This window comes from Streptococcus sp. HMSC070B10 (assembly GCF_001808665.1).
GTDB lineage: Bacteria > Bacillota > Bacilli > Lactobacillales > Streptococcaceae > Streptococcus.
On the sequence record NZ_KV794133.1, the window covers coordinates 1 to 10103 of the forward strand.

The window sequence follows — 10103 nt, forward strand, 5'->3', positions numbered from 1 at the left end:
CAGCAGTTTGATGCAAATAATGCGTATGAAATGACAGTTGCTGAAGCGGATGAAATTAATAGACAGACACTTGCGGAATATGGAGACAACTGGCTAGAAGAAATCGAGCAAGTTGTCCCATCTCAAGAACCAACTCCAGATGTAATTCCAGGACTTTCTGAAAATCCAGATTATTTAATTTAAGGCGGTGAAGTCATGACCTACTTAACAAAAGATGAATTTAAGGACTTTGGTTTTGATGAGGTTGAGGAGGTTGAGGAGTTTGAAAAGCTACTAAAGAGGGCAGAGATTGCTATCAACCTCTTTCTTAACAATTTCTACAGCTTTGTAGATTTTGAAAAAGAGATTGAGCACAGAAAGCAAGCTGTCAAACTGGCTACGGCTTTCCAGGTGGCATATTTGGACGCTAGTGGGATCACTACGGCTGATGATAAGCAATCAGTCTCTACTGTGGTTCTAGGGCGTACTCATATCACCTACAAGAACTCCTCTAGCCAGCCTTTAGAAAGTGCTAGGTATAACTTATCGATTGACGCCTTGAATACTCTGACATCGGCAGGATTTGGCTTTAGGGGGGTAGGTTATGACAGACATTGATAAACGGTTATTGATTGATACTGTAACAATTCAGAAAACCACAGGAGAAAAAGACGGATGGGGTAAAGAAGTATTTGAGAGCCCAGTGACCCTTAGAACTGTTAGGTTTGACAGACAGTATCAAGTGAAAGGTACGAAGAACAACCGTAAAGAGTCCAAGCCTAGTACGTTATTTGTGTACCCTAAATATTGCCCAATCGTCTTAGACAAGACCTTTGAAAATGCCATTATCAACGACGGAGAACGTGAGTACAGAGTGACCTCTGTGGTTCCTGTCAGTTATCCACACAAACAAAAAGTATTTTGCTATGAAGTGGAGTGTATCTGATGGGAGTAGGCGTATCTGTTAAGGTTGATCTAAAAGGTATTGAGAAAAAGGTATCCCCAACAGCGTTAGCAAAGGGTAAGTTAGCAATATCTAATCAGATGTTGATTGACTTTACTCCCTTTGTGCCACGAAAAAGTGGTGAACTTAGTGGAAGTGGCCAAGCAACCAAAGACGGAGTTAAATATCCTGGACCTTATGCTAGAGCTCAATTTTACGGCTCAAGCTACAACAAAGTTAGGACATTTGTTTTTAGAAAGTACACCACACCAGGAACAGGTAAGCGGTGGGACTTGAAAGCCTCGGCTTTACATTCTGCTAATTGGGGGAAAGTCGGACTAAGAGCAATGGGAGTGAAAACATGAATAACAATGATTTTTCAGAAGTCCTCAGGGATTTCATCAACACACTAAACCTCCCTCTGGCTTGTAAGCTAGATTACTTATCAGAGAGGGAGGATTTAGTCCTTTATCCTTTGCCAGGTGGGAAGATTTTAACAGAGTACATGAACGGTAAGCAGGACATTAGCCTTGTATTTGAGGTGGCAATCAAAACGACTGATCACCAGAAGACAAGCTCTATCCTGTGGGCCATCAATCATGCTCTCGCCGATTTTAATCTGGAACTACCTAGCAAAAATAATTCATATCAATTCAGAGGCCTTGAAGTATCACAGCCATTCCTAAATGACCGTGATGAGCAAGGTTTTTATATTTACATGTTAGATGTAACGGCAAAACTTGAAACAAATGGAGGAAACTAAATGCCAAAAATGAAAAACGCCAAACGCAAACACTTTCTTGCGCCATGGTTACCAACAGCACCAGCTACTGAGCCAGGTAATGACGCCTGGAAATGGCTTGCGGACGGAGTAAAAACCGCCGAGGCTGAAAATGACGAGGATACAGATGACATTGCATACTACAACGGCGACGGCACCAAAAAAACTGTAGTGACGTCTGTTAAGAGTGGTTACAGTTTTGAGGGCGATTACATCAAAGAGGATGAAGCTCAGGCAATTGTTGCAGCTATGCGCTTTAAAACTGGAGATGACCGTAATGTCTGGTTTAAAGTGGTAGACGCTGATGGCAAAACTCAATATGTCGGAGTCGCTACTGTCTCAGGTATCCAAATTGGAGGCGGAGATGCGTCTGAGTATGAGACCTTTAAGTGCACTATCAGCTGGAATGTGGCGCCTAAACAGTCTGCTGTAGTCGGTTGATGATTTGATCTAGGGGAGTGAACAGGCTCCCCTTTTTATTTTTGATTTTAAAAAATTAGTAGGAGAGAAAACAAATGGTAGTAATTAAGAAACGTGACAATGTCATCCCTGTTGATTTTGGAGAGTTCAGGCTTGAATTTGTAGCCAATGACAAAAACATCCACAAAATGGAGTCAGTTGGTAAAAAGCTCAAAAAAGACGGCGAAAAACTAGCCAACACAGAAGACAGTAAGGCCTTTGAAACTTTACAAGACTTGGTAAAAGGGTCATGGACAGAGCTGTTTGACCAAGACGCTTATAACAAGGTCTATGATTTCTCTAACGGCTCGACTGTCGATACTATGGCTTACTTGCTTGAGGCTATCACAGGGGTTATCTCAGAATGGGAGAAACGCAACAATACAGATGCCCTCAAAAAATATCTAGGTGACTGACATGCTGGACCTATCAAGGAAATTGACAGATGAGTTAGTCCTTGGTGATGATGTGTATCCAATGAATATCGCTTTTAACAAGGTTTTGAAAGTGGTGGAGCTGATCAATGATGATGACATTGACGAGCTTTACAAGCCTTTCCTGGCTATTCAAATCTTGACCGATGTAGATTTTACTCAGGCTTTAACTCCTGAACAAGCTACAGCAATCTTTAAGATGATATTTGAGGAGCATATTAGAATTATTCCAGCTAAAGACACAGCACCAGTGCTAGATTTGGCAGGGAACCCAATCAAAAGCAAGATACGCTCTAGGAGCCAATCTGAGGGAGGAGATCGTCTCTTTAGCTTGAAGTACGACGCTGAGTATATTTACTCATCATTTCTCCAGGCTTACGGAATTGACCTAATAGACGCTCAGAACAGCCTACACTGGAAGAAGTTCAACGCTTTACTCAATGGCCTGCCTATTGATACTAAATTTGCTGAGGTGCTAAAAATACGCTCTTACAAGCCTCAAAAGGGAGATAGTAAGCAGTATAAGGAGAACATGAGGGAACTCAAAAAAGAGTATGCTCTACCTGATGAATTTGACTACTAATTTTAGAAAGGAGGTACATAATGGCAGATGGTTCAGTTACTATCAAGGTTGATATGGATGGCTCTAATGCTCAATCAGGAGTAAGCAAGCTTAAAGCTCTATTCGGTGGACTTGAAAACGCAGGCTCGAAAGTAGGGTCTGTTTTTAAGTCTGTCTTAGGAGCTAATCTGATTAGTTCTGCCCTTACTACAGGAATTGGGACTATTACAAGTGGTGTCCGTGAAATGGCCTCTGAGCTAAACAGTTCACAGAAAGCTTGGAAAACCTTTGAGGGGAACCTACAGGCCTTTGGGCGATCAGCTGAGGAAATCAAGGCAGCTAAGACCGAAATGCAGGACTTTGCAACCAAAACGATCTACTCAGCCTCTGATATGGCTAGTACTTACTCGCAACTTGACGCAGTTGGGACTAAAAATGTTGGTAGTCTAGTTAAGGCTTTTGGTGGACTTGCAGCCTCTGCTGAAAATCCAGCCCAAGCCATGAAATCATTGTCCACTCAGGCAACACAGATGGCAAGTAAGCCTAAAATTGCCTGGATGGATTTTAAGATTATGATGGAACAAGCTCCAGCTGGTATGGCTGCAGTCGCAAAAGAGATGGGAATGTCTACCGCTGAGCTTGTAAAAGCTGTTCAAGACGGAAAAGTCAAGACAGAGGACTTCTTTGACGCTATGAACCGCGCTGGGAACTCGGACGCTTTCCAAAAAATGGCTACAGAGTTCAAAACGGTTGACCAAGCTATAGACGGTGCCAAGGAAAGCCTCTCTAATAAGCTCATGCCAGCCTTTGAAAAGCTCAATAAGTTTGGTATCAAGGCAGTAAATGCTGTTTCAGACGCTTTGGACAAAATCAATTTTGACAGTATTGCTGAAAAGCTAGGTGCGTTTTTAGAAGGGATAGACATTGAGGGGGTTGTCACTAGAATCAGCTCATCAATCTCTAATGTTGTTTCCAAAATCAAAACGTTTTGGGAGGCATTCTCAAATACAGGAGCAGTTAGTGCTTTTGTCGAGGCTATTAAGAGCATTTCAGGTGCGATTGGTCATGTGTGGGATAGTTTGACAGCATCAGAAGTGTTGACAACCTTAGGAAGTGTACTAGGCAATATTGTCAAGTGGCTTTCTCAGGCTGCAACCGCAGTAGCTAACTTTGTTTCAGGCTTAGATCCAGGGACAATCCAAAGTGTAGCAACGGCGATTATTAGCATTGGCACAGCTTTGATAGGTATCAAGGCGGGAGTCAAGATTGCTCAGGCTCTAAAAACAGCCTTTGATTTTGGTAAGAATCTAGTTAGTTTAGTAAGTAACATTCTAGGATTGACAACAGCCCAACTTGCTAACGCTGGAGCAAGTGCCGCAATGAGCGCAGGGAATACAGCAGTTGGGACAACGGCATCCGCAAGTGCTGGCTCTGTTTTGAGATTGGCCGCTGCAGTTCTTATGATTGGCGCAGGGGTCTTGATGGCTGCCGCTGGTGTTTATGTCCTGGTACAGGCAGCTATACAACTTGCCTCAGCTGGAGCTGGTGCACAGGTTGCAATGCTTGCCATTGTAGCAGGTATTGCCTTGCTTGCTGTGGGAGCAGCTACATTAGGTCCAGCATTGACAGCAGGAGCTGTAGGTATTTTAGCTTTTGGAGCTTCCGTTGCTCTTATTGGTGCTGGTATTGCAGTTGCTGCTCTTGGGATTTCTGTACTTGTTACAGCTATCTCTAACGGAATGACTCAGATCATTAACGCCATATCTGCAAATGCACCACAAATTGTAACAATTATCCAGGCTATTGCTGATGGTATCAGTACAGCTATGAGTGGTATTGCTGGCATTATTGCTTCTATTGGAGGAGTGATCTCTACAGCTTTGCAAGGCATTGCTAATATCTTTACATCAGTTGGGCAAGCAATATCTACTGCCGCTCAAGGAATCGGTAAAGGTATTGAGAGTGCTTTTAATGGTATTTCCAATGTCATCACCTCTGTAGGTAATGCTATCAAGAGTGTATTAGATGGCCTTGCTAATGTATTCAATTCTATTGGTACGGCTGCTCAAAGAGCAGGAAATGGATTTAAGCAGTTAGCTCAAGGGGTGGTAATGATCACAAATACCAACCTTGGGGATATGGCAGCATCTTTAGCCGCTGTTGCTATTGGCGTAGGTAAAATCTCAGGAGCAAGCGCTGGCATGGCTAGCGTTGGTGCAGGTATGCAGGCACTGGGAGCAGGTCTACTCACAATACAAGCCAGCGGAGCCATGGCCGTTGCTGTACTAACAACAATGGCAAGCACCATTCCTACAATTTCAGCCTCTGTAACTACTTTAGCCCCAGCGATGACATTGGCTGGTACTGCTATGAGTGCCTTTGCAACATCAGTAATGACCTCTTTTGTAGGTTTATCAGGGGCAACAGCTAGCATTACTATCCTACAAAGTGGGTTAGTTGCTTTGTCAAGTTCAATGTTGATGGCACAGGCTGGAGCCCTAGCTATATCAGCAGGATTTACAGCAATCAGTGGAGTTGTGAGTGCTTTAGTTGGCGTACTTGGTACAATACCAGGTCAGTTTACACTGATTACCACATCAGCAATCATGGCAACTACTGCCATTATGCAGTTAGCTACATCCGCTCCTATGGTTGCCTCGGCCTTTTCTAGTATCTCGGCAGCTGCTAGATCAGCAATGTCTCTACTCAATTCTGTTGTGCAGTCAGCAATGTCTCAAGCTGTAGCAATAATGCGCTCAAGCATGCAACAGATGGTGTCTGTGGTCCTGCAATCGGCAGCTCAGATGACTCAAGCCGGTCAACAGGCAGGTCGTGGGGTCTCTAATGGCATTACTAACGGCATCCGCTCAGGAATTGGATCAGCAACGGCTGCAATGTCAGCTATGTTAAGCTCAATCCGTTCTAGGGCAATGTCAGGGGCTGGAGCTATGCGTTATGCAGGGAGCATGATTGGGCAAGGTTTGGCGCAAGGTATGTATTCAGCACTTGGGGCTGTCACAGCTGCTGCTAATGCGCTTGTCGCTCAAGCTGAAAGAGCAGCACAAGCCAAGGCCAAGATCCACAGTCCGTCACGACTATTTAGAGACAATGTAGGTAGATACATTGCTCAAGGTATTGCCGTGGGTATTGAACAGAATAGCTCTGATGTGGTTGATAGTCTGGCATACGTTCAGAAAGAGATGTCAGCGTTCAAATTTAGCGCTGAGGACTTGCTAGGTTTAGGGAAACATACTGTATCTAGTCAGTTTAGACTCAAATCACTCACAGAACGAGCAGAAACAAGCCAAATCGAGGTTATTCGTGACCAGGCTGACAAAGTCCTGGCTAGAGCTCTTGAAGTGGCTGAGGAGGCTGTCAAGCGCCCTGTGAATATGGTACTAGATGACGGTACTCTGATTGCTAAAATCGGAGACCCAATGACTAACTATCAAAACGATAAGTTAATGATTGATAACATGATGAGAGGGATTATCTAATGAACAATGACACAATCACAATCAATGGATTTGACCTCTCTGAGGTTATTGACATTATAGACATCATCCGTCCAGTAGGAAATGAGCGCCACGTTGCCACAAATGACGCTCCCCTTTTGGGAGTTAATCTCCAGGAAGTACGAACAGGCGCCAAAACCATCAAAGTCAAGTTTGCTATGCAATATGGCAACGGCATGACACTTGAAACAGCTAAGCACAAACTAGCTGGTATTTTTAACACCTCAGAGGCTGTCAAAATTGTCATTTCAGACGAGCCTGACAAGTATTACATGGGTCTAGTATCTGGCTCTGTGGAAATGGACAACATTACTAGATGGTTCCAAAAGGGCAGTTTTGACCTGATTATCCCTGACGGAGTAGCTCACAGCTCAACCTATAAGCGTTTTGATAACGGACAAGAGCAACCTGACAAGGTTGTTTTTAATTTGATCAATAATGGTAACGTCCCAGCTTTTCCTGTGATAACAGTCAAAAATAACGCTGAAAACGGCTATATAGGCCTAGTTAATACTAGCGGAGCTTTTGAGGTTGGCGACCGTGAGGAGGCTGATACAGGGATAGTTAAGAAATCCGAAATCTTAATGGATTTTAGAGGCGATAAAATCTCAACTGGTTTTTCCCAAGCATTAAAAAATCAAGGCGTTACAAATGACAATACGGAGTATGTGGTAGGAACCGCTGAAAGAATAAATCTCTGGGAGCGTCCCCATATTAAATTAAAAAATCTACGAGGTGAAACTAAATTACACAACTATGCTACTAGTCTAACTTGGACTATCCCGAATGATAGTGTAGGAGAAATCGGGTCTTTAAACGATTATCTTTGGTGGCGACAAGTCTTTTGGTCTGAAGCTCTTAATCAGTATGGTTTTATTAAAATTACTATTTCTGACACTAACGATAAATTCTTATACGGCGTGGAGAGTTTCAAAAGGTCTCTGGGCTCAGAATGTGAATATAACTTCTTTGCTAGCGATGGCAAGGGTAGCTATAACATTCTGAAACGTTGGGAATTTGACGGAAGCACTACAGGAGACATTAACCCTTTTAGTGTAGCTAGAGGCTGGTCGGATTTGAAACGGAATGATGACAAGTTACAAGTCTTTTATCGTGGCTCTTACTTTACTTTCACAGTTCCTGAAATAAAGGGCAGAAAGTCAGCTAAGATCCATGTGACATTGGGGGCATATCGAGATTATCCAATGGTCTCTCATATGTATCTTGATGAATTGTATTATCGCAAAGACTTTGTCAAAACAATCGGAGATGTGCCTAACCGCTATCCAATCGGCTCGAATGTTGTGCTAAACAGCGAGAATGACACTGTCACAGTGGACGGCCTTGAGAAGATTGTGGATGTTGTAGATGGTTCAAGTTTCTTGACTATTCCACCTGGAAACAGTCAGCTTGAGGTCTATTGCTCAAGTTGGGTCAAGACCAAACCCACTGTCAAAGTAGAATTTAAAGAAAGGTATCTATAACAATGTTATTGACAATACATGACTCAAATTTGAGAAAAGTGGCTTTTATCGACAATGACAAACAGGATACATTGAACTATTTCAATGACACCTGGACAAGATACCTGGAAACTGGTTCTAGTACCTTTGATTTTACAGTCTTTAAAAAGGCAATTATCTCAGATGTAGGCAAAAAGAGGGCTTATAATTCTCTCAATGAGAAGGCATTTGTGTCATTCCATTACAAAGGCAAGACATACCTGTATACAATCCGAAAGGTTGAAGAAAACGAGAAGGTCATTAAATGCTACGGTATCAACCTAAACCTTGAGCTAATCAATGAGTACTCTATTCCTTACAAATCGCCTAAGGCTATGAGCTTTAAGGAATTTTGTGAGGAGATGGACTTGCTCAACTATACCTTTTTAAAAATCGGTATCAATGAGGTATCAGACAAAAAGATTTCTGCTGAGTGGGAGGGCACAGACACAAAGCTCAATAGACTATTAAGTCTTGCCAAGAAATTTGACGCTGAAATTGAGTTTGACACACGTTTGAACGCTGATAGCTCTATCAAGTCATTTACGGTTAATGTATATCATGAACATAACGACAGTCATCAAGGGGTAGGACAAATCAGCTCTACTGTTTTGAGGTATGGTAAGAACTTAAAAACAATCACTAGGACGATTGATAAGACTGGGATATATAACACCGTAGTCCCAACGGGTAAGGACGAACACGGCAATGTTATTGGCATCAGCGGTCTTGGTCCATGGTCGGTTAACAACGCAAAGGGAGAACGTGAGTTTTACCAGTCAGGGGCTGCTTTGTATGCCCCTCTTTCAATGCAGATGTATCCATCTACTTTCACACACAGCACAGCTGATGACCAGTGGATAAGAAAAGACATGACTGTAGAGAGTTCAAATCCTGAGGTCATCCGATCAACAGCTTACCGTGAGCTCAAAAAGAACTGTTACCCAGCAGTAACTTACGAGGCTGAGGGCTTTACAGATCTTGAAATAGGAGATACGGTAAAAGTCTATGATGACGGATTTAGCCCTATTCTCTTGCTTGAGATGAGAGTATCTGAGCAAGTCATCAGCTTTACCAATCCTAGAAACAATAAAACGACTTTTTCAAATGCTAAGGCGCTTGAGAATAGACTATCTCAAGGTATTCAGCAACAGCTAGACAGAATGATAGAAGAGGCTAAGCCTTACACTATCAAACTTGCCACAGATAACGGTGTCGCCTTTAAAAATGGCCAAGGTCAGACCATTGTGACCCCTACCTTAATGCGAGGTAACAAGGTCATCAATAGCGGATGGCGTTGGGTCGTTGATGGTGTAATCAAAGCCACAAGCCCTAGTTACATTGTCCGAGGCTCTGACATCAATCAAAAGATGGTTTTGACAGTCTCGGCGTGGATTGATAACAAAGAGGTAGCCTCTGAGCAGTTAACGCTTATCAATACATCGGACGGGCTACAAGGTCAAAAAGGGGACACAGGACCGAAAGGTGACCCTGGCCCTAAAGGCGACAGAGGAGAAAAAGGCGAAAAGGGAGACCGTGGGGAACGTGGGCTACAAGGTCTACAAGGCTTGCAAGGTGCCAAAGGTGACCAAGGTATTCCAGGAGTTAGAGGAGCGGACGGTCGTACACAGTACACTCATATAGCTTATGCTGATACTATCTCAGGTAGTGGATTTAGCCAGACTAACGCTGACAAGACCTATATAGGAGTCTATGTTGATTTCAACTCAACAGACAGCGTCAATCCTGCCGACTATCGCTGGACGAGATGGAGAGGTTCAGATGGTTTAAACGGTAAAGACGGCCCTCAAGGTATTCCAGGTAAACCTGGAGCAGATGGTCGGACTCCGTATTTTCATAGGGCATGGGCTAATTCTGCTGATGGCCGTGATAGTTTTAGCACCTCTGATAGTACTAACAAGCGCTAT

At 43.2% G+C, this 10103-nt stretch carries 11 protein-coding genes; all 11 read left to right on the forward strand.

What is annotated here, in order from left to right; all coding sequences use genetic code 11:
- A partial coding sequence (locus HMPREF2613_RS11440) for a hypothetical protein (RefSeq protein ID WP_186822059.1) occupies positions 1 to 183 on the forward strand: 183 nt, incomplete at its 5' end.
- 12 nt (positions 184 to 195) lie between these two features.
- Positions 196 to 597 (forward strand): hypothetical protein, encoded by a 402-nt coding sequence (locus HMPREF2613_RS00475; protein WP_049488128.1) that lies wholly within the window; start codon positions 196 to 198, stop codon positions 595 to 597.
- The gene (locus HMPREF2613_RS00480; RefSeq protein WP_049488130.1) at positions 584 to 925 is read left to right on the forward strand and encodes a putative minor capsid protein; all 342 of its coding nucleotides are present in this window, start codon (positions 584 to 586) and stop codon (positions 923 to 925) included. Before HMPREF2613_RS00475 ends, HMPREF2613_RS00480 begins: the two co-directional genes overlap by 14 nt.
- Positions 925 to 1287 (forward strand): minor capsid protein, encoded by a 363-nt coding sequence (locus HMPREF2613_RS00485; RefSeq protein ID WP_049488132.1) that lies wholly within the window; start codon positions 925 to 927, stop codon positions 1285 to 1287. Before HMPREF2613_RS00480 ends, HMPREF2613_RS00485 begins: the two co-directional genes overlap by 1 nt.
- Positions 1284 to 1685, forward strand: a complete 402-nt coding sequence (locus tag HMPREF2613_RS00490) for a minor capsid protein (protein ID WP_070478169.1) — start codon at positions 1284 to 1286, stop codon at positions 1683 to 1685. The genes HMPREF2613_RS00485 and HMPREF2613_RS00490 overlap by 4 nt, the downstream gene beginning before the upstream one ends.
- Positions 1686 to 2144: a phage tail tube protein gene (locus HMPREF2613_RS00495; RefSeq protein WP_070478170.1), complete on the forward strand. Its 459-nt coding sequence runs from the start codon at positions 1686 to 1688 to the stop codon at positions 2142 to 2144.
- Positions 2145 to 2218: 74 nt separating this feature from the next.
- Positions 2219 to 2578 carry a hypothetical protein gene (locus tag HMPREF2613_RS00500; protein WP_049511154.1) on the forward strand — a complete coding sequence of 120 codons (360 nt, stop codon included), beginning with the start codon at positions 2219 to 2221 and terminating at the stop codon, positions 2576 to 2578.
- A 1-nt stretch (position 2579) separates the two neighbouring features.
- Positions 2580 to 3179 carry a Gp15 family bacteriophage protein gene (locus tag HMPREF2613_RS00505; RefSeq protein WP_070478172.1) on the forward strand — a complete coding sequence of 200 codons (600 nt, stop codon included), beginning with the start codon at positions 2580 to 2582 and terminating at the stop codon, positions 3177 to 3179.
- A gap of 20 nt (positions 3180 to 3199) precedes the next feature.
- The gene (locus HMPREF2613_RS00510; RefSeq protein WP_070478175.1) at positions 3200 to 6655 is read left to right on the forward strand and encodes a tape measure protein; all 3456 of its coding nucleotides are present in this window, start codon (positions 3200 to 3202) and stop codon (positions 6653 to 6655) included.
- Positions 6655 to 8157, forward strand: coding sequence for a distal tail protein Dit (locus HMPREF2613_RS00515; protein ID WP_070478177.1), 1503 nt, complete (start codon positions 6655 to 6657; stop codon positions 8155 to 8157). Before HMPREF2613_RS00510 ends, HMPREF2613_RS00515 begins: the two co-directional genes overlap by 1 nt.
- A gap of 2 nt (positions 8158 to 8159) precedes the next feature.
- On the forward strand, positions 8160 to 10103 hold a 1944-nt coding region (locus tag HMPREF2613_RS00520; protein WP_186822060.1), incomplete at its 3' end, for a phage tail spike protein.

Bases quoted from the DNA above. Each gene is read 5' to 3' on its own strand.
- HMPREF2613_RS00490 (WP_070478169.1), top strand. From the start codon at position 1,284: ATGAATAACAATGATTTTTCAGAAGTCCTCAGGGATTTCATCAACACA.
- HMPREF2613_RS00505 (WP_070478172.1), top strand. From the start codon at position 2,580: ATGCTGGACCTATCAAGGAAATTGACAGATGAGTTAGTCCTTGGTGAT.
- HMPREF2613_RS00500 (WP_049511154.1), top strand. From the start codon at position 2,219: ATGGTAGTAATTAAGAAACGTGACAATGTCATCCCTGTTGATTTTGGA.
- HMPREF2613_RS00480 (WP_049488130.1), top strand. From the start codon at position 584: ATGACAGACATTGATAAACGGTTATTGATTGATACTGTAACAATTCAG.
- HMPREF2613_RS00495 (WP_070478170.1), top strand. From the start codon at position 1,686: ATGCCAAAAATGAAAAACGCCAAACGCAAACACTTTCTTGCGCCATGG.
- HMPREF2613_RS00475 (WP_049488128.1), top strand. From the start codon at position 196: ATGACCTACTTAACAAAAGATGAATTTAAGGACTTTGGTTTTGATGAG.
- HMPREF2613_RS00485 (WP_049488132.1), top strand. From the start codon at position 925: ATGGGAGTAGGCGTATCTGTTAAGGTTGATCTAAAAGGTATTGAGAAA.
- HMPREF2613_RS00510 (WP_070478175.1), top strand. From the start codon at position 3,200: ATGGCAGATGGTTCAGTTACTATCAAGGTTGATATGGATGGCTCTAAT.
- HMPREF2613_RS00515 (WP_070478177.1), top strand. From the start codon at position 6,655: ATGAACAATGACACAATCACAATCAATGGATTTGACCTCTCTGAGGTT.